Origin of the sequence: Helicobacter suis HS1, from assembly GCF_026000295.1 — a bacterium.
Taxonomy (GTDB): Bacteria; Campylobacterota; Campylobacteria; order Campylobacterales; family Helicobacteraceae; genus Helicobacter; species Helicobacter suis.
This window is the reverse complement of sequence record NZ_AP026769.1, coordinates 1,120,038-1,139,274: the sequence shown is the minus strand read 5'-3', so window position 1 is coordinate 1,139,274 and position 19,237 is coordinate 1,120,038. Positions and strand designations below refer to the sequence as shown.

General features: G+C 39.7%; 21 protein-coding genes and 1 pseudogene. 3 read left to right on the top strand and 19 right to left on the bottom strand.

All coding sequences use genetic code 11. The features are described from left to right. Position 1: 1 nt before the first annotated feature. Genes gmhB through greA form a run of 7 tightly spaced genes read right to left on the bottom strand, consistent with a single transcriptional unit; the run spans position 2 to position 4,573 of the window. Positions 2–529: a D-glycero-beta-D-manno-heptose 1,7-bisphosphate 7-phosphatase gene (gene gmhB, locus OO773_RS06170; protein WP_006564930.1), complete on the bottom strand. Its 528-nt coding sequence runs from the start codon at positions 527–529 to the stop codon at positions 2–4. Beyond that, positions 526–1,218 carry a sulfite exporter TauE/SafE family protein gene (locus OO773_RS06165; protein WP_006564931.1) on the bottom strand — a complete coding sequence of 231 codons (693 nt, stop codon included), beginning with the start codon at positions 1,216–1,218 and terminating at the stop codon, positions 526–528. The genes gmhB and OO773_RS06165 overlap by 4 nt, the downstream gene beginning before the upstream one ends. 6 nt (positions 1,219–1,224) lie before the next feature. Then, complete coding sequence (locus tag OO773_RS06160; protein ID WP_006564932.1) at positions 1,225–1,845, bottom strand: type III pantothenate kinase; 621 nt, start codon at positions 1,843–1,845, stop codon at positions 1,225–1,227. After that, complete coding sequence (locus tag OO773_RS06155) at positions 1,842–3,050, bottom strand: hypothetical protein (protein ID WP_006564933.1); 1,209 nt, start codon at positions 3,048–3,050, stop codon at positions 1,842–1,844. The genes OO773_RS06160 and OO773_RS06155 overlap by 4 nt, the downstream gene beginning before the upstream one ends. Next, positions 3,047–3,664, bottom strand: a complete 618-nt coding sequence (locus tag OO773_RS06150; RefSeq protein WP_006564934.1) for a hypothetical protein — start codon at positions 3,662–3,664, stop codon at positions 3,047–3,049. Before OO773_RS06150 ends, OO773_RS06155 begins: the two co-directional genes overlap by 4 nt. After that, positions 3,664–4,095, bottom strand: a complete 432-nt coding sequence (dut, locus tag OO773_RS06145) for a dUTP diphosphatase (RefSeq protein WP_034375911.1) — start codon at positions 4,093–4,095, stop codon at positions 3,664–3,666. The genes OO773_RS06150 and dut overlap by 1 nt, the downstream gene beginning before the upstream one ends. Further along, complete coding sequence (gene greA, locus OO773_RS06140; RefSeq protein WP_006564936.1) at positions 4,088–4,573, bottom strand: transcription elongation factor GreA; 486 nt, start codon at positions 4,571–4,573, stop codon at positions 4,088–4,090. The genes dut and greA overlap by 8 nt, the downstream gene beginning before the upstream one ends. Before the next feature lie 165 nt (positions 4,574–4,738). On the opposite strand from greA, the gene OO773_RS06135 reads away from it, so the two are divergent. Genes OO773_RS06135 through OO773_RS06125 form a run of 3 tightly spaced genes read left to right on the top strand, consistent with a single transcriptional unit; the run spans position 4,739 to position 7,503 of the window. Then, positions 4,739–5,362, top strand: coding sequence for a 5-formyltetrahydrofolate cyclo-ligase (locus OO773_RS06135; protein ID WP_006564937.1), 624 nt, complete (start codon positions 4,739–4,741; stop codon positions 5,360–5,362). Further along, positions 5,310–6,878 (top strand): ribonuclease Y, encoded by a 1,569-nt coding sequence (gene rny / locus OO773_RS06130; protein WP_006564938.1) that lies wholly within the window; start codon positions 5,310–5,312, stop codon positions 6,876–6,878. The genes OO773_RS06135 and rny overlap by 53 nt, the downstream gene beginning before the upstream one ends. Next, the gene (locus tag OO773_RS06125) at positions 6,838–7,503 is read left to right on the top strand and encodes a hypothetical protein (RefSeq protein ID WP_264828478.1); all 666 of its coding nucleotides are present in this window, start codon (positions 6,838–6,840) and stop codon (positions 7,501–7,503) included. Before rny ends, OO773_RS06125 begins: the two co-directional genes overlap by 41 nt. Positions 7,504–7,634: 131 nt before the next feature. On the opposite strand, the gene murA is transcribed toward OO773_RS06125, so the two are convergent. The 12 genes and pseudogenes from murA to glmS form a co-directional block, all read right to left on the bottom strand. Further along, positions 7,635–8,918 carry a UDP-N-acetylglucosamine 1-carboxyvinyltransferase gene (gene murA, locus OO773_RS06120; RefSeq protein WP_006564939.1) on the bottom strand — a complete coding sequence of 428 codons (1,284 nt, stop codon included), beginning with the start codon at positions 8,916–8,918 and terminating at the stop codon, positions 7,635–7,637. 1 nt (position 8,919) lies between these two features. Beyond that, a complete protein-coding gene (locus tag OO773_RS06115; protein ID WP_006564940.1) occupies positions 8,920–9,318 on the bottom strand; it encodes a hypothetical protein in 399 nt (132 codons plus the stop codon). Then, positions 9,311–10,147: a UTP--glucose-1-phosphate uridylyltransferase GalU gene (gene galU / locus OO773_RS06110; RefSeq protein WP_006564941.1), complete on the bottom strand. Its 837-nt coding sequence runs from the start codon at positions 10,145–10,147 to the stop codon at positions 9,311–9,313. The genes OO773_RS06115 and galU overlap by 8 nt, the downstream gene beginning before the upstream one ends. After that, complete coding sequence (locus OO773_RS06105; RefSeq protein ID WP_006564942.1) at positions 10,144–11,802, bottom strand: lytic transglycosylase domain-containing protein; 1,659 nt, start codon at positions 11,800–11,802, stop codon at positions 10,144–10,146. Before OO773_RS06105 ends, galU begins: the two co-directional genes overlap by 4 nt. A gap of 2 nt (positions 11,803–11,804) precedes the next feature. Further along, entirely contained in the window at positions 11,805–12,098 is a 294-nt protein-coding gene (locus OO773_RS06100; RefSeq protein ID WP_034375919.1) for a YggT family protein, read from the bottom strand. Beyond that, positions 12,088–13,425: a glutamate--tRNA ligase gene (gene gltX, locus OO773_RS06095; protein ID WP_006564944.1), complete on the bottom strand. Its 1,338-nt coding sequence runs from the start codon at positions 13,423–13,425 to the stop codon at positions 12,088–12,090. The genes OO773_RS06100 and gltX overlap by 11 nt, the downstream gene beginning before the upstream one ends. A gap of 102 nt (positions 13,426–13,527) precedes the next feature. Further along, complete coding sequence (locus tag OO773_RS06090; protein WP_006564945.1) at positions 13,528–14,958, bottom strand: multiheme c-type cytochrome; 1,431 nt, start codon at positions 14,956–14,958, stop codon at positions 13,528–13,530. A 33-nt stretch (positions 14,959–14,991) separates the two neighbouring features. Next, complete coding sequence (locus OO773_RS06085) at positions 14,992–15,507, bottom strand: cytochrome c3 family protein (RefSeq protein WP_264828477.1); 516 nt, start codon at positions 15,505–15,507, stop codon at positions 14,992–14,994. A 152-nt stretch (positions 15,508–15,659) separates the two neighbouring features. Next, a pseudogene (locus OO773_RS06080) lies at positions 15,660–15,803 on the bottom strand (multiheme c-type cytochrome); the annotation flags it as partial. A gap of 13 nt (positions 15,804–15,816) precedes the next feature. After that, positions 15,817–16,068, bottom strand: a complete 252-nt coding sequence (locus OO773_RS06075) for a S24 family peptidase (protein ID WP_231102829.1) — start codon at positions 16,066–16,068, stop codon at positions 15,817–15,819. 492 nt (positions 16,069–16,560) lie between these two features. Beyond that, positions 16,561–17,430, bottom strand: a complete 870-nt coding sequence (locus OO773_RS06070) for a glycosyltransferase family 25 protein (protein ID WP_006565134.1) — start codon at positions 17,428–17,430, stop codon at positions 16,561–16,563. Then, a complete protein-coding gene (glmS, locus tag OO773_RS06065; RefSeq protein ID WP_006564946.1) occupies positions 17,423–19,231 on the bottom strand; it encodes a glutamine--fructose-6-phosphate transaminase (isomerizing) in 1,809 nt (602 codons plus the stop codon). Before glmS ends, OO773_RS06070 begins: the two co-directional genes overlap by 8 nt. Positions 19,232–19,237: the final 6 nt, after the last annotated feature.

Sequence of the window (19,237 nt, the reverse complement as noted above, 5' to 3'; positions counted from 1 at the left end):
GTTAATCCTTATTAAATGGGGTTAAAAAATCTTGTGCTTCTTTTAAAGTCTCTATGCTAAAAAATCCTGTGTACTCAAATTCTTTAGAGGCTTGTAGCCATAAATTAGTGCCTATGCCTGCGCTAATTGAAAATTGCATATCGCTATATTTATCCCCTAACATGATACTTTGTTTTAAATCTAGCCTAAAATCTTTAAGGGCTTGTTCTAACATGCCTAGTTTTGGTTTGCGGCATAAGCATTGTTCTTCTGGGGCGTGGGGGCAAAAATAGATGCGATCTAAGTTAAAGCCTAAAACTTCTTGTAACTTAGTTTGCATATAGCTACTTAAATGATAAAAATCCTGCTCACTATAATACCCGCGCCCAATCCCTGATTGGTTAGTAACTAGCAAGAGTAAATAACCCTTCTGTTTGGCATGTTTTAAAAGATCAAAAATTCCGGGCATGAATTCAAATTGATTAGGGGTATGGACATAACCATGATCAACATTGATCACCCCGTCGCGATCTAAAAACAAGGCTTTCATCTATGCTCCATATGTGTAGTTGTTAGCATTTGCACACCCATATAAATATTATAACCCCCAAACCCTAGCATCATCACAAAAGCAATTTTAAGAAATAACGCCCTAAGCTCAGAACTTAAGAATTTACCAAAAACTAGCCCAAAGATAAACATAGGAGCAAAGGTAGCCAAACCTAAAAGCAAGAGTACAAAGAATGCGCGCTCTATGCTAGGCTGGGCTAGAGCGTTGAGTGCAAAATAATAAACCATAGAACAGGGCAATAAGCCATTTAAAAGACCTAGTATATAAAAGCTAGAAAGCTGGGGGGTGGTTAAAAGATTTTTAAAATAACGCGTAAAAATCAACCCTTTTGCTATTTTAAATTTAAACACATACCCGAATGCAAGAATCATTAAAAGCACACCCACTACAATAAAAACAAGGGCTTGTAAGTGCATACGGTTAAGATGCCAAATACGGCTAGCCAACTCTAAAAGCCCTCTAAAACCTATAAAAGCCAATAACCCCACACAAATATAAGTACTGATACGCCCTAGACTATAAAGTCCATGCCCTAGAATTTGTGATTTTAAAGGGGTATTTTGTGTAAACTTAGTTTGGCAGTAAGCTAACACAATCCCTCCGCACATGCCCACACAATGGCCAAGAGACATTAAAGAGGCGTTTAAAAAAAGGTAGAAAAATTCCATTTAACTTTAAATCCTAGAGATAACACTTTGCATGCCCTCAAAAACTAGCAATTCGTGGTAAATACCTTGTTTGAAAAAAGTGGCTAAAAACTTCCCATCACCGCCGGTAAAATAGGCTTTTTGATCCCCAATGAGATCTTTAAGCAATAACAACACAGATTTAAGCGCGCCATAGCTTAAAGCTTCTTGGGTGCTTTGAGGCAGAGTCTCTAAATTGACGCGCGCATTGATTGGATAATTAAGGGCCTTAGAAATCTGGCTATAAGCTTTATGATAGGCCTTTAATCCGGGTAATAAAACACCGCCTAAGTGCATGCCAGAATCCATCACATCTACACTAATGGCACTTCCAGCATCTATTACTACAGCGCTTTTAGTTTGTAACCCTAAACATGCCGCTTTTCTATCCACCCCCAAACCCTCATATTTACTTTTTAAAATAAGAAAGGGGGCTAAATCTTGAGCATGGGGGCAAACTTTTAAAAGGGCTTGTGTGTGTGCTGTGTTGACACTAATGTAGTAAAGCGTATCTGTAAAAATAGTTTGTAGTTGCTCTACCCGGCTTTTCCACACCTTAGAACCATTGTAAAAATGTAAGTAGGTGTTGCCAATATCGCATAAAATCATGGGCGATCATGGCTTAAATCAAGGTAGTAGCGATCGTAATAGATTTTATCGGTACTATAAAAACTCATCTTATTTAATTTCCCCCCCCAATCCTTAGAAGCGCCTTTGAGTCTATAAACGCGGTAATCATCAAAATGATCCAAATCCACCTCTACTAAATAACCCCGCTTTTCTAAGGTATAAAGCCTTTTATCTGTAACAACTAAAGTAGCAAACATAGCAAAGGGCAATTTAACAACCCCCATGCTTTGATCGTTAAGGGTTTGATCCATTTCTAATATCCGCCCATCAAGAGTGAGTACATAAAGGTGGTGGTTTTTATAAAGTACATCCACAATATCTGTATCAAAATTAAATTCTTGTCCTGAGATCACAGAAACTAAACGCTTGCCTGTAGCAGCAAACATGTTTTCTCCATCTACCCTTAAATAAGTAACATTGTTAAAGAATTTCTCACTATTTAGCACAATATTGCGCACAATGGTTGGTTCTTTTTGACTCACATCTACGACAAGTAAACGGCCATCTAACATCGGAAAGACCACCACCGTATCTAAAAACACCGGAGCAGCCACTAAAGAATTAATCGCCGGACTAGAAGTACCCTTTTCATTAAAAATTAACTTTTTGGTGGTGATGTCAAAAATATTAGCCGAATTATCCGCCATCACCACAGCTAAGCTATTGCCTTTGATACTCGCACTTAATGGATAAGTGTCTAAAGGGATAATGATAGAGGGTTTAGCATTAATAGCGGTACTGACTAATTCAATATGGTGGCAGTGATCGTTTAAAACCACATTTTGATCACTCCCTTCAAGATTGCCCATGATCTCTGCCTCTGCTTGTTTATCTGTAAGCGTAGCGTTTTTCTTGCGCTTTTTGATCTTTTTACCATTTTGTTTATGGCTACGCCAACAATCCTGAGCGAGGATATAATAATCTTGGCTTTGGTTGAGAAAAGAGATTTCTTTATCTGTGTGTTTACTTAACTTTAGCTGGGTTAGACCCTGTAAATCAATCACACCCCCATTATTCAAGATAGCCCCATAGCGGTTAGTAAAAATAATGGGATCTTTGAGTTGGTATTTAAAACTAATATCGCCCTTGATCTTAGATTTAGGCGGCTGGAAGTTTTTGCGATCATGGCATCCTAAACAGAGCAAGGCCAAAACTACCACAATGAGTAGCCGTAAAGTCCTCATGGATGGCCTTTAATGGGTTGTTTACCGGTAGCGGGGTAATGTCTCATTAAAATAGCCATTTGGTATAAGCTAGATGTGGGGGGGATTGTGGTTAAAATTTGCTGGATTTGTTTGGTTGCATTGGGTTTATTTTGGAGCAAATAGGCTTTTTGGATTGCGATAAAGTCGCCTAAACCGGGCAGGTTAAGTGTTTGTAATGTTTTTAAATCCTGCGTATAAGAGGCATAATAATAGCTAGCCAGAGTTTGGACTAGAGGGCTAGTAGATTGTTTCAAACTTTCTAGGGTTTTTTTATCTTGGTTTTTTAATGCTTTAGCGTAGAGATAGAGATCGTGGAGCTTGGGTGCTATGGTTTTTAAGCGCGCTAACACCGCTATATTTTGGGGGTTTTGTAAAACCTCATTGTAAACAGCGGTGATTTTTTTGATCCGACTTTCTCTTTGCATGTCTAAAAACTTTGTATACCCAAACCATAAAAGTAAAAAAGCTAAAATAGCCCATAACACATACTTATACTGCTTATAAGATCGCTCCAGTTTAAAAGCGCCCTCTAAGAGTCTTTCATCACTCTTAAATTCCTCTTGAATCTGTTTTAAATCCTCTTTGATTGCCATTAAACCCCGCTACTCCCAAAGCCTTGAGAACCCCGCTTTGTCTGATCTAATTCTTCTACCTCTTTAAAATCTGCGCGCATGACTTGACAAAGTACGCCCTGCGCGATGCGATCGCCTTGATGGATATAAAAAGGTGTATTGGATAAATTCATTAAAATAATCTGCAATTCGCCCCGGTAATCGCTATCAATTGTGCCCGGGGAATTAAGTACAATAATTTGATGCTTAAGGGCTAAACCACTGCGCGATCGCACCTGCACTTCATAACCCTCTTCTAAGCCAACGGCTAGACCGGTTTTAACTAATCCCACGCTTTTAGGTGCAATCATTAAATCTTCTAAAGCGTGCAAATCAAAACCGCTAGCCCCTAAACTTTGATAAGCCGGTAAATTAGCCTGTGGGTGTAGCTTTTTTAGCAAAAGCTTAACCATAAACAATATCTTTATAACAAATATCTAGAATTTCAAACTCGCTTTCACCAGAGGGCAAAAGTACCGTTACCTCATCGCCCTTAGACTTACCCATTAAACTTTTAGCAACCGGCGATCCAAAGGAAATAAGCCCCCGGCTTGGATCGCTCTCCATACTGCCTACAATGGTGTAGCTAAACTCTTTATCGTTATTTAAATCCAAAATCCTAACCGTGCTCCCAAAACTCACTTTTTGATGGCTTAAAGTTGAAGGGTCAATCACCTGAGCATTGGCTAAAATACGGCTTAAATCATTGATTCGCGCTTCAATGAAAACCTGTTTTTCCTTAGCCGCGTGGTATTCAGCATTTTCTTTTAAATCGCCATGTTCTCTAGCTCGATCAATTTCTTTAACAATCTCAGGTCTTTCTATTTCTTTGAGCCGTTTTAATTCAGCGCATATCTTTTCATAACCATATGCGCTCATAGGTTCTTTCATTTTTCGCTCCTTGTAATAAGGAGGGCATTATATAAAAAGCATGGTTAAAGGGCTATTAAAACGCATAAACTAGGTATTTGCCTGCATTAATCCTATTCTAAGCCAAAGATACGAATAATAGCCCCACAAAGTTTGATTTTTAGATTTAAGTTATAAAGGCATCACATTAAGATTTTAGAGATAAACACTAAGGCGCAGTTTCGCACTACATGTAAGGGTATTTTATATGCAAAGCACAGCGATATTAAGGATCATAAAATCATCACCCATTTAATCAAGGCAATAAAACCCTATGCCAGACTTAATGTGCTCATTTATTGTGCAATGCCCCATGAAGTCAATTTAATGCCCTTTATCAAATGGGCAAGGCGGCAAAAGATCAACCTCTTTATACCTTTTGTGCGTAACCAATCTTGTTTAGTTGTTCCTTACCGTTTGCCTCTTATTAAAAATGCCTATGGGATTTATGAATCCAAATTTAGCCTATTTTATAAAACAAACTTAGATTTAGCTATTATCCCCGTTTTAGGTATAGATCAGCATTTTAAACGGGTAGGTTTTGGTAAAGGAATGTATGATTGCTTTTTTGCGCGGTTTAAAAAGCCACCCTTAAGTGTTTTTATCGCTAAAGAAATTCTTGTATCTACCCTAGCTTTAGGAGAATCCCATGATATAAAAGGGGATTATTGCATGGACTATGAGGGGATCTATCACCACACCTTTAAAAGGAAATTAAATGGAAAGAATTTTTATAAACAGCTTGCTACCCTGCTTACTCACCGGCATTAGTGTTTTTTGGATCACAAAAAAATCGCTGACTTCCAAGCATCGATCTCTAATCAAGCAGGCTAAGGCTAAAGCAGATATGCTGCTTTATCAAGCTCAAGTACTTTATAAAACAAAGGAAGTAGAATCAGAAACACTAGCCCACCAATTAAAACAACAGTATGAAGAACAAATTCAAACCCATAACACTTCCTACCAAACAAGACTCAATGATCTAAAATCTTATGAACAACAACAGCAACAACACTGGAATAGCAAACATAAAAAGCTAGATCAAGACAAAATGGCGCTAGATGATCTCAAAACACAATTACAGGAGGAAAAACGACTCCAAGAGCAGACATGCCAAGAATATAACAAACTCAAACAACAAGCCCTAGATACTTTAATGGAACGATCGGGTTATACCCAAGAAGAAGCCCAAAACATGGTTTTGCGTCTGTTAGAAGAGGAGTTAATTTTACAAAAAGGGGCTTTAGTACGCCGTTATGAAAAACAAGCCAAGAAAGAGGCTAAAGAGAGGGCTAATTTTATTTTAGCGGAGGCCACTTCCAGATTTGCCAGTGATTTTGCGGTGGAAAATTTAACCAGTGTGGTTTCCTTGCCTAGCGTTGAATTCATCGGCCGCATCATTGGTAAAGATGGGAAGAATATTGAAGCTCTCAAGCGTATTAGTGGGGTAGAAATCATCATTGATGAGGAATCTAAAACCATTACTTTAAGCTGTTTTAATCTTTACCGGCGCGAAATTGCCACCCAAACTTTAAAACTTTTAATTGAAGATGGGCGTATCCAACCGGCTCGTATTGAAACCGTCTATAAACGGGTAGAGGCTAACATGGAAGAAAATATTTTAAAGCAAGCCGAAGAGATCATTTTAGATTTACAATTAGATTCTATGGATCAAGAACTCAAAACGCTTTTAGGGCGTATGCGCTACCGCACCAGTTATGGACAAAATGCATTAACCCACTCTATTGAAGTGGCCATTTTAGCCGATACCATTGCCGCACAATTAGGAGGCGATGCCAAACTAGCTAGACGCGCAGGTATTTTACATGACATTGGCAAGGCTCTAACCCAAGAACATGGAGGCGATCATGTAGAACTAGGCGCGGAGGTGTGTTTAAGACATGGCGAACACCCCGTTGTGATCAATGCAATTTATGCCCACCACGATCGCCAAGAAATTAAAAGTATTGAATGTGCGGCGGTGTGTGCAGCCGATGCGCTTTCAGCCGCGCGCCCCGGAGCAAGGCGTAAAGAGGCAGAGAACTTTTTAGCCCGCATGCATGATTTAGAGCGCATCGCTAGCCAAAAAAGCGGTGTAGAAAAAGTCTTTGCGATGGATGCGGGTAGAGAGGTACGCGTAATTGTTTGTCCGGATAAAATTAATGATGCCAAAATCACGCTTTTAGCCCGCGATATTGCTAAGGAAATCCAAGCTAATTTACAATACCCCGGGGAAGTAGTTGTACATGTGGTTAGAGAAACCCATGCAAAAGCCATTGCTAGATAGTAGTGTATTAGAAGCGGATAGTATCTACCGTGTGCTAAGGGAGCAAAAAGTCAAGCAGACACCCACAAATGAGGCAATAGAGGCACTCAAAGCAGAAAACAAAAGGCTATTTCAAAAGTTAGATTTTGATATTAAAGCCCTAACCTCGTTTATGTCAGTAAAACATCTTGAAGCTTTAGATTTAGACACTAAAGATTTAACCGCGTCAGCACTAAGAGATAATAAAGATTTAGCCTCATCAGCGGTGAGTTTTGATATATCCTCATATTCTGAAACATCTGTTTTAGTTAGAAAATCTTTTTTTGACTTAAAGACCCAAGAGCCCTTAGAAAAGTCAAACTCAAAACAATTATTAGCAGATGCCAATGCTAGCGCTATAGAAAAGAGATCATTTTCAGATGTGCTATCAAACGCATACAATCGCCCAGATTCATCATTAAAAAGAAATGTAGCACTTTCAGGGGATAAGGGGAACAATGTATCCATTGAGAATCCTTTAATGAGTAGTACTAAGACTAGTGAAATTTTCTTAAAAAATCAAAAGGATACTTTTCTTTTATTAGACATGCTTGAGAAAATTACAGAATGTGTAAAAGACTTGCGCGCACAGCCTCCCCATGTATAGATTATTTAATTTCTTTAAGCCCACTTGGCAATAAAGAAAAATTACACAGATACTAGTAAATGCGATGTTAATGCTAACACTGAATTAACTAAAATCCCGCACTCTTGGTTTGTAAGAGCGGGGTGTGATGATTACATGGATTCTTTGAGCCGTTTAATCTTAGCCCCTAGTGCATTCATCTTAACTTCCAAACACTCATAGCCACGATCTAAGTGATAAATACGGTGTACTCTACTTTTACCAGTAGCAACCAAAGCAGCTAAAACTAAAGCTGAGGAAGCCCGCAAATCTGTAGCCATTACATCTGCACCCACCAAAGCACAACTTCCCTTGATTTGGGCTAAACAACCCTTTAAACTAATTTGTGCACCCATGCGCTGTAATTCACTCACATGCATGAAGCGGTTTTCAAATAATCTTTCCTCAATCAGACTACTGCCCTCACACTGGGTAGCCAAAGCCATAAACTGGGCTTGTAAATCGGTAGGAAAACCCGGGTATTCGGTTGTGGTGAGATTAAAGGCGCGTCTTTGATCTGCTTTGTGGATCGTAAGCATATGGTTCTGTGCATTTTCTTTAATATCAATACGAAAACCAATTTCATTGAGTTTACTTAAAATTGTCTCTAAATGGGAAGCATTGGTGTTTGTCAAAGAAAGAGTGGAGTTAGTAATAGCTGCTGCGCATAAATAAGTCCCGCATTCAATGCGATCTGGCATGATATGAATGGGATCTAAATTTAGCGCCTCTTGATTGCTGCCACGGATATATAATTCGCTACTACCAATCCCCTCAATTTCTACACCCCCAGCTTGTAAAAATTCGCATAATTGCACCACTTCCGGCTCTTTGGCCGCATTGATGATTCGACTCTCTGCGCGCGCTAAACTAGCAGCCATGACTACATTTTCTGTACCCGTTACGGTGATCTTATCAAAAATAATATCACAGCCTTGTAGCCCGTGTTTGGCCTTAGCGATAATATAACCCCCATCAATATGAATATCAGCCCCCATTTTTGCTAAAGCTTTTAAATGCAAATCCACAGGTCTAGCCCCGATCGCACAACCACCCGGTAAACTCACCTCACATGTTCTAAAACGCGCAAGTAGGGGCCCTAAAACTAGAATAGAGGCGCGCATTTTACGCACCATATCATAAGGGGCTCTAAAGCGCGTGATTTTCTCTGTATTGATCTTAAGATCATGCGTATTTTGCCACTCCACCTGCGCGCCTAAGTACACTAAAAGATCAACTAAAGCCCGCACATCGCTTACTTGGGGCAAACCACTAATGCACACGCTAGCCTTACCTAGAAGAGTACTAGCCAAAATAGGTAAAGCGGCATTTTTAGCACCCGAGATAGCAATGCTCCCGCTTAGAATTTCTCTACCCTTAATTTCTAAATAATCCACGCTAATCCTTCTTTTTATGTTTGAGCGCTAAACCTACGGTGTTAGCGATGGTTTTTTGCATTTTAGGGTTAGCATCTTCTATATCTTGTCCAAATTTAATGCTTGAATCTAAATCTAAAAATTCAGACGCGGCTAGCTTTTGGATTAATTCAAGCCAATCCCCTTCTTTAGTGTTCTTGGGTAAAACTTGGTAATAGCGGTTAAAATTTTCTAATAAAGCATGATAACCCGCTGTATCTTTGATCTTATCAAACTCTGATAGAAGTTCTTTAACTGTAGGAATCTTACTTGGCGGGGGTGGGGGTTTTAGATAAGTGTAGACAAAACCAATAAGAAAGATAGGGAAGGCAAATAACAAACTAATTGCCCAGTAAAAGCCATAAAACCACAGATCATACATTCAAATCACGCGCGTATAAATGATAAAAATCATTTGTAGCTTTTACAAACCCCTCTACATTCCCACAATCATAACGCTTACCCTTAAATTTGTAGGCTAGTACTAATTTATTTTGGGCTTGTTCTAAAAGAGCATCGGTGATCTGGATTTCTTGATTCTTGCCCGGCTTCGTGTGTTTGAGTATTGCAAAAATATCCGGGGTTAGGATATAACGGCCAATGACGGCTAAATTGCTAGGGGCTTCCTCTGCTTTAGGTTTTTCTACCATGTCTTGTACTTGATAAACCCCCTCTGCTATTTCGCGCCCTAAGATCACCCCGTATTTATGCACCTCTTCTATGCTCACCTCCTCAATAGCCACAATGCAACATTGGTATTTATGATACAACTCCACCATTTGGGCTAGCACTCCCTTACCCTGAGAGTTAATGCATAAATCATCGGCTAGCACCACCCCAAAAGGTTCATTACCAATAAGGGTTTGGGCGGTGTAAATAGCATGCCCTAATCCTTTCATTTCGTATTGGCGGGTGTAGGAAAACTTGCATTCTTGCATTAGTGTGCGGATACTCTGTAAATATTGCTCCTTTTTCGTACCATTAATTTGGTGTTCTAATTCATAGCTAATATCAAAATGATCTTCAATAGCCCGTTTACCGCGCCCTGTAACAATGGCTATGCTAGAACACCCGGCTTCTACAGCCTCCTCTACACCGTATTGAATCAGTGGTTTATTGACAATGGGTAGCATTTCTTTAGGCATGGCTTTTGTCGCAGGTAAAAAACGCGTGCCATAGCCTGCTGCCGGAAAAAGGCACTTTTTAATCATGGTTTCTCCTTTTGTAAAGTCGCGTTAAAAAAACCCTCTATATCAAAATGGGGGTGGTGGGCGCGATGTTTAAAAATATTCTGATAGATAATGTAATTGGCCATGACCTTTTGGCCATAAAGACGGGTTTCTTCATAAGGAATAAGTTCCATGCTAAGCCATGGATCAAATCTACGCCTTTGGCTAAAAAAATGTCGCTCTTTAAGGAGTTTTCTAAAAAAATTAGGCCCTCCGTTATAGCAATAAGCCACAAAGAGAGGGTGTTTAAATTCCTCTTTAAGTGTGTTGATGTAGTAATTACCAAAGAGTAAAGAAACATTGGGGTTAAACATGTCAGTAAGGCTGATAGAGTTAAACCCTAATTGGCGCGCAAAGGGAGCGACATTAAAAGGCATGATTTGCATTAAGCCTAAAGCATAGGAGCGAGAAATTAAAGCAGGTAGAAGCAAACTTTCTTGTCTAGCAATAGCATAAGCCATAGCCTTTTCTTGCAAACTTTTCCAGCGGATACCATGTTCATAGGGGGTTAAAAAGTAATGCCGTTGCTGGTTATAGTAGTGGCTTAAAAAATAGGCTAGATGGGCTTGACTTTTTTGTGTCCGTAAAGGTTTAAGCGCTCTTAAAAAAGTATTTTTATCACTAATAGCCAGAATCTTTTCTTTTAAAATTTGCCATGCAAAGGGGTCTTGTATGTCAAAATAAGGTTGTTTATGGCTTAGCCAATCTAAAGAGGTAACCAAATGGTATTTAGGGGGGGTTTTAAGGATTAAATTAGCATAAAGACTAAAAAGATTGGGGTTTAAACTATGGCTTAGGGTTTTTAAATAGGTACGATCTTTACTAATAAGATACTGCCAAAATAGCGCCCTGTCGTGTAAAAAATCAGAGTTAGCGCTTTTTTCTGAGAATTTAAAATAACTGAGGGCTTTTTGTTCTTGGTGGTATAAAAGGGCGTTGATTCCTAAAAGAAAAAAGGTTTTAGAATCTGAATGGGTGATAGAGGCTTGGCTTAAAACTTGTTTAAAGCGTAAGAACCGGGCATCTAAAATAATGCGCTGTAAAATATCATTAAAGGTGGCGTTATTTTGATTAGCTAGAAAAGTTAAGATATTTGGATTAATGGGCTTATCTAAAAATTCTTGTCTTTGATCGTAGGAAAGAGCGTTATATAAAATAGCCACATTGGCCGCTCCGGCTTTAAGAAGAGTTTGCGTATTGGAGGGGTTGCATAAAATTTCTAATGCCATGTAGTATTTAGGATAAGCACTTAGTTTGCGTTGCAAAGCTTTAAGGAGTGGGAGATTAGCCTCTTGTTTGGCATCACTAAATATTTTAGAAAGAGACAAGCCAGCAACAATACAAGAACTATCTTTAGAGATTAAATCGGCTAGAGTAAGGTTTTGGCATGGGTTTTTACTAGCAGGTTCTAATGCCTTTTTTTGATACATCAAACTCTGAATTTTGGCGTTTTTATAAGCCACAAGTGCGTAAGCCTCTTGGGCTTCTTCGGCTGTGGTGGTGGGGTCTTGTAAAAAAACCCAGATAAAAAAATCGCGCGCAATGCCTTTGGGTTTACTCTTTAAAAAATTCAAAGTAAGGTCTTGGGCACTTAAAGCATTTAGTAGAATCAAAAATCCCAAAATCCAAGTACGCAAATTTAACCTTGAGCGTACATAAACAAAAGCCGTACTAATGTCATGTCTAAAAACTCCAAGATGATGATCACGGCTAGAGGGGAGAGATCGATTCCATTAAAAAGCAAGAAGGGCATCATCTGGCGCATCTTCAATAAAACAGGCTCTGTGAGACGATAAAGGATTTGTACCAAAACATTAGATGGATCGGGTCTTAAAAAACTAATCAAAGAGGCAATAATAATAATCCAAAGATAAAGATTAAGCAAGGCATGTAAAATAGTGGCAATAGCATTTAAAAAAGTGTTAACAACCATGATCTGTAGCCAAAGTGAGGATTTGATCTAAAAAAGGATATACATGGGGATAAAGTGTGGCTAACTCTAGGCCGTGGGATTGTCCGGTGAGTAAAATCCGTAGGGGTTTAAAAAAATCCTTCCCCCTAAGCTGGCTTTTTTGCATCGCTATCTGTTTAAAATTGCTAAAATCTGTACAAACTGGCATGGTTTTTAAAGTGTTATAGAGTAATAAACATTGATCGTAAAAATTTTGGCCCTCATAATCTTTAGAAATATCTTTAGGCGCAAACATTGCTTGTAACTTGCTATGTAGCTCTACTAGGGTGCTAGATTCTTCTAAGAAAAGCTGGGCTAATGGGGCTTTAAAGGGTTCTATTTGTAAAACTTTAGCCAACTGCTCTAGGCTAAGGTTTTGGAGGCGTTTATGGTTGAGATGGCGCAAATAAGGGAGGCTAAATTTAGCGCTTGAGGCACTCACATTTTCTAAGACAAACCAAGTAGTTGCCTCAGATAAATCAAAAACCTCTTTTGGAGGCTTATACCCTAAAGAGATCAAATAATTAGCAATGCTAGCGGGTAAAAACCCTTGTTTGAGTAACCACTGCACACTAGAAGACTCAACTCGCTTACTCATCTTTTTTCCATCTTCTTCATTTAAGATAATGGGTAGGTGTGCGTAGGTGGTGGGTTTATAGGGCAAATTAAGTACGCGGGAAAGAGCTTGTTGGATAAGCATTTGTTTAGGGGTGTTGCTTACATGATCTTCGCCGCGGATAATATAACTAATGCCATAGGTAAAATCATCGCAGGCACAGGCAAAGTTATAAGTAGGGGTTTGATTAGAGCGCAAAATCACAAAACTATCCAGTTCATGGGCGTTAAAACGAATGCTACCCTTGATTGTGTCTGTAAACTGCATTTCTTGCGTGCTTCCTTTTAAACGCACAACAGGATTAGGGTTACTCTCTTTTTCTAAGAGTGCCCAGTGATCTTCATAGCGAAAGGGTTTTTTAGCCTTTAGAGCTTCTGCTTTTTTGGCCTCTAAAAAGGCAGGGGTACAATAGCAATAAAAGGCTTCTTGATTTTGCAAAAGTTTTTCTGCATAGGATAAATGGGTGGGTAAATTTGCGCTTTGATAGATCAATTCATTCCAAGTAATGCCTACTTTTTCTAAAATCTCTAAGATTTCTTGATCTTTACCCGGAATATTGCGTTCTAAATCGGTGTCTTCAATGCGCACCATCAGAGGGAGTTTAAGGCGCTTAGCTACTAGAAAATTAAGCAAAGCCACGCGCAAATTTCCAATATGCATACTTCCCGTTGGAGAGGGGGCAAAGCGTAACATTGATTTGGCCTTTTTGCCCGATTATAACTAAAAGTGCTTTAAAAGTGCCCTCATTTATGCAATTTAAAGGGCGTACCTGCAGGGGTTATCCCTGCAGCAACACTAATCCTCAATTTGATTAGTTTTGATGCGTTTAGCGTAGATTTTTCTAAGCTTTCTAATATCTTGCTGCACCTCAAAGACCCCATGCCAGTGAGAATAGTCTGGAGCCATCATGATACCCCCTTGTCGCATGCGACGGCCTTCGTGGTGCCACATGTGATACATGGTGTTTTGGAAATCATCGCTCCACATGTCTTTGCCTAACAAGTGTTTTTTAGCCAAAGCATCGCGCATTTTAACCGCCTCTTGGTAATACTCATTATAGAGCATGATATTTTTATCTGCCATGAGGAAGAAATTATCAACATGGGTACTATTGTGGCAGTCCATACAACCTGCTTTCATTTCCTCGCGTGCGGCCTCAGGTCCTTTAATATTACCTGCTAAAGGATTACCCACAGTGATTTTATTATCATACTTAAAGGCATCGCTAGCGGTTTCATATCCCCCTGTGCGTAATTGACTTAATGGCATGAACAAATTCCATTTTAAGCGGCGGCTCACATTGTGGGTAACCGCGCTTTTAGAGTTACCACTCATATGGCAAGTTGCACAGGTAGGGGCTCTAAAGTCTGGCACTTTCCAAGTACCGGGTGCGGCATCAAAATTCCATTGTTCACCCTCAGTATTGTAGATATGCCCGTGCATAGAGTTATTATAAATTTCAATATCGGGGTGATCAGGACCTAAGTGACAACTCGCACATGCCGCTGGTTTTCTAGCCTCAACCAAGCTAAATTTATGTGCGCTGTGGCAACTTGCACAGTTACCCAAAGAACCATCTGGGAATGCCGTACCAATACCATAGGTAGGCCAAGTTTCTGGAGTTGGGCGTCTGTTTTTGTTCAATTTGATGATCGTGCCATGGCATTGTGAACAGCCTGTAATAGAGGGTGCACGCCCTAAATCTGGATGCCCACGCCCCTCTACCTCAATCATGAGAGTACGCATACTAGTCTTAGCCCAAGTTTGTACCGCACCTCTGGAGTGCCCGCTGTGTCTAAACTCTGTAACCTCTTTTTCATGGCATTTAGCACAGGTGTTAGTAGAAACAAGCACGGAGATAGGTACTTTAGAACCTTCATGCCCGTCCATAGTGAGCATGGGGCTATCTTTAGTGATTCCATGGCAATCAATACAACTCACCCCTGCGTGGGCGTGGCGACTCATCTTCCAATCAGCCACAATGCCCGGATTTTTCTTAGCATGGCATTCAATACAACCCTTAGCTTCCCCGGTCATGCCCCTAAAAGTTTTAAGGGGTAGTTGCGTATCCATACCATTATCAATACTCGTACCCCCCCCTGTGTTGGCGCTATTTGTGTGAGCGCTACTCGTATGGGCGTTACTCGTGTGAGAGCGAGCAGAAGCCACCCCTACAAGACACATAAACATCAAGGCTAGCAAATGCATTTTGCTAGAAGCACGCATGGTTCTCTCCTTTAGTCGGGTTAAAGCACATTTTTACTCCTTTGTCTGGGTCTTTGTTTGGATTTTACGATCAGCCATCGCAGAATCTGAGGCGGGTTTAATTTCACTTAACTCTTCTAGCGTTTGCTTACTACCCTGTACCAAGAAAGCTCTAGGATAGGGTTTGTAATCTTTTTTCAAAAAGGCTTTGAAATGGAGGCCTAAATTTTTATGGCCTACTTGATCTAAATGGCATTCTACGCATTTTTTGTGTGAAAGCCCGGTAAAGTAGTCGCGGTGAGGCAAAAAGGCTTTCATGTTAGAAGTGGTTTCACTTTTAAGATCTTCATGGCAGCGCAAACAACCAGAATCAAAAACATATTCTTTTGCGCGCCGTCTATTTTCCTCCCAGTCAAATTTATACGGGTTTTTAAAAGTGTTACCATATACATCTCTAAGATTTCTTGATGTTTTTGTTACAAAGTAATTGATAATGTTGTCATGGGGTAAATGACAATCCACACAAGTGGCCTTAAAACCCACGCCATTTTTACCGCCATGTTTATCCAAATGGTAAGCATCTACCTCAGGAGTCTTGGAGAGGGGGCAAAGCGTAACATTGATTTGGCCTTTTTGCCCGATTATAACTAAAAGTGCTTTAAAAGTGCCCTCATTTATGCAATTTAAAGGGCATACCTGCAGGGGTTATCCCTGCAGCAACACTAATCCTCAATTTGATTAGTTTTGATGCGTTTAGCGTAGATTTTTCTAAGCTTTCTAATATCTTGCTGCACCTCAAAGACCCCATGCCAGTGAGAATAGTCTGGAGCCATCATGATACCCCCTTGTCGCATGCGACGGCCTTCGCTCCCGCTTCTTTTATAAACTAAAGCTGTGTAAAACCCCCACTACTCTACCTAAAATAGCTAATTCGTCCAAATTGTGTACTGTAATGGGTTGGTAAACAGGATTATCACTAATTAGAGATATTTTAGGGCGTTTGCTAAGACGGCGGATATAATACTCGCCCCCTAAATTCACCACATAAATCGCCCCCTCATAACGGGTACCATCGCTTTGGAATAACAATAAATCATTTTCTTTGATACGAGGCTCCATAGAATTACCCATAGCCTGTATAAAACCTAAATGATCGGTAGAAATAAGGCCAAAGCGCCGGATTAAAATAGAAGGATCACGCTATCCAGAGAAACTAAATAAATTGGTGGGTAAATGATAAGATCGGAGCTTTATTAATAAAACGCCTAAATGCTAAAAACATTTGGGCTTGTTTGTGGGTTTAGGGACTTTGCAAAAAGCTTTTGATGTGCCTTTACCCGGGTTTAACCGGGGTTAAATGGCGCTTTAATTGAGTCAAATACGATTAAAAAAAGCTAATACGGAGGAGTTTTTCGCGTTAGATTTGGGTGTTGATGAAACGGGATTATGGCTCAGCTAAATTTCGCCGTTTGTAAAAATAATCTTAACTTGATTATGCATAATCACACCCATAAGCTTAACCCCTCCCAAATGTGCCCATTCATGAAAGTAATTTTTATGCGCGTTCATCTTAACCGCAAATTGCGCGTGTGTTGCGTACTTTTTGGCTAGGATTTTTGCTATTTAAGAGGGTCTTAAAAATAAGGATAGATAGTGCTTGGCAAATAACTTAATCTTAAGAATGCAGTTACAAGTACGCAGAAGATATAACAACCATTTTAATTTACCCTTGAAATAATCCGTACTAGTGGGGGGGCTTTCTGAATCTAATGGGTTAATAAGCAGAATAGCAGACTTAAGGGTAAAGGTGAGTGCGTGGTGGTTGTAATAAGAATCTATATAGGTGTCTACTTTTAATGTCCAAAGAGGAGGGCAGGCTTTTAAGAGCTTATGCGCTCCATTAGGGTTTAACATGTAGCCATGTGCACCTAGTCCTTGCGGGCTAAAAAGGTGATCAAAGTTATAGTTGATAGAGGTTTTTGCACAACGCCTTTTAGAATGGACAAGGAGGCGTATTATCTGGGCTTTATCCGCATGCAAGGCTTCTAAACTCAAATGGCACTTTCCAAAAAAATCATTTGTGGGCAATACATCGTCTTCTAAAATAATCATAGGGCGTTTGAGCCGCACACATTCTTGCCACAGCAAATAATGGCTTGCAAAACGCCCCAGTTGTTTAAAACTTAAAAAATCCAAAGGCGTTTTAAGCGCTAAAGAGGCTAATTGTAAACACTCTTTAAAGCTGGGCAAATGGGGGCTAAAATCGTTTAAAACCGGGTGGGTGTGTTCAAAGGTGATTCCTTGTTGTAAAAAATCTTGGTGTCCATGGATAGCCTTAAAAATGGCAATAGAAAAAATATCTCTTTGATCAAAACGCTTTAAAAGATAGTTTAAATGCCAAAGTAAGGGAGTGATGTCTCTCTCTTGGGGGGTTTTAAGAAGGTGGATAATGCAAATGGGAATGGGTAAAGATTCAGAAGATAAATTACTCAACAGTTACACTTTTAGCTAGATTACGGGGCTTATCTACATTTAAGCCTTTTAATTGTGCCATTTCAAGGGCAAAGAGTTGTAAAACAACAAGCATGCTAAAAAATTCGGGCATGTAGTGGGGGTAGTGGGGGGTATTGATCTGAAAATGGGCATTAGTAATATTTTCAGGGCTTAGGGCAAAGATACGCGCATCACGGGCTTGTAATTCCTCAACACTGCTACAATTTTTAGCAAAAAGTAAATTAGCGGGTAAAAGGGCGGTGCATAATAAATTGCAATCAGCTAGAGCAATGGGTCCGTGTTTCATTTCTGCACTCGCATAACCTTGCGCATACACATAGGCAATTTCTTTTAATTTAAGCGCCCCTTCTAAAGCCAAAGGATAAAACACACCCCGCCCCATGAAAAAATAACCCTGTGGGTTTTGATCTAAAATGTGTTTGCTAATTTCTTTAACTTTTTCATGTAGTTTGAGTGTGTCTGTAATGGCTTGCATGCTCGTTTTTAAAGCTTGCATTTCGCTATGTAGTACTTTTGTATCTAATTTATTTTGTTTAGCCAGCACAAGCGCTAAAAGCCATAGAAGTAAAACTTGACTAGAAAAAGCTTTAGTAGAAGCCACACTTTTTTCTAATCCAGCGCGGGTTAAAAGAGTGGCGTCTGCTAGCGCGCCCATTGTAGAGTTTTGCGTATTACAAACCCCTAAAGTTTTTAGCCCTAAATTCTTAGCTAATTTTAAAGCCTCTAAAGTATCTGCACTCTCGCCACTTTGAGAAATCGCGATAAAAAGCTCATCTTGTCTAGTTGCAAAATGCCCATAGCGGTATTCACTAGCTAGCTCAACTTGTACTTTAACATGGGCTAGGCTTTCTATGAGATATTTTGCCACTAAAGCGGCGTGATAACTTGATCCACAAGCACTAATTGTTACAGTAGAAATCTGATCTAAAAAACCTTTAGGGAGTTCTAAATGCGCATGGGTGGGTGTCCATCTATCTAATAGAGTTAAAATTTTATCTTGCTCATAGATTTCTTTTTCCATAAAAGTAGCAAAACCTTCTTTATTGCTCTCTTGTATATCTTTTGAAATGGGAGTGGTTTTAAAATGCAGAGGAGTGTTATAATCCATGCACCCAAGTGCCCCCTCTTCTAAACGCACCATTTGCTCCGCTCTACCAATAAGCCCGCTTTCAGCACTAGCAAAATAAACACTATCTTGAGTCTTAGCAAGAAGCAAGGGCGAGCGGTTTTTAGCATAAAAAATACAAGTGGGTAATTTGGCATGGATAAGCAAAATCGCATACGCCCCCTCTAATTTAGCAATGGTGTTTTTAAAAGCCTGCAAAGCTAAATCTTGAGAAATACTATTAGAGTTAGATAGATTTGCTAATTCCTCTTCAAAGATATGGACGACTACCTCGCTATCTGTTTGGCTACTAAAAACATGCCCTTTTGTTTTTAAATCCGCTTTAAGCATGGCATAATTTTCAATGATTCCATTGTGCACAAGAGCGCTATTTTGATAAACATGGGGGTGGGCGTTGGCGGTAGTGGGTTTGCCATGTGTAGCCCAGCGGGTGTGGGCAATGCCTACTCCAAGCCCGGGTGCACTAAAATTTTGCGTTAATGCCTCTAGGGCTGTAATTTTGCCACTTGTTTTAAAGACTTCTAATTTAAAATCAGCAACTCTAATTGTTGCTAGCCCTGCGCTATCATACCCCCGATAATCTAATTCCTTTAACCCTTCAAGCAAGAGAGTTTTTTTATCTGCTATTCCAATATAGCCCATAATCCCGCACATAAAAAT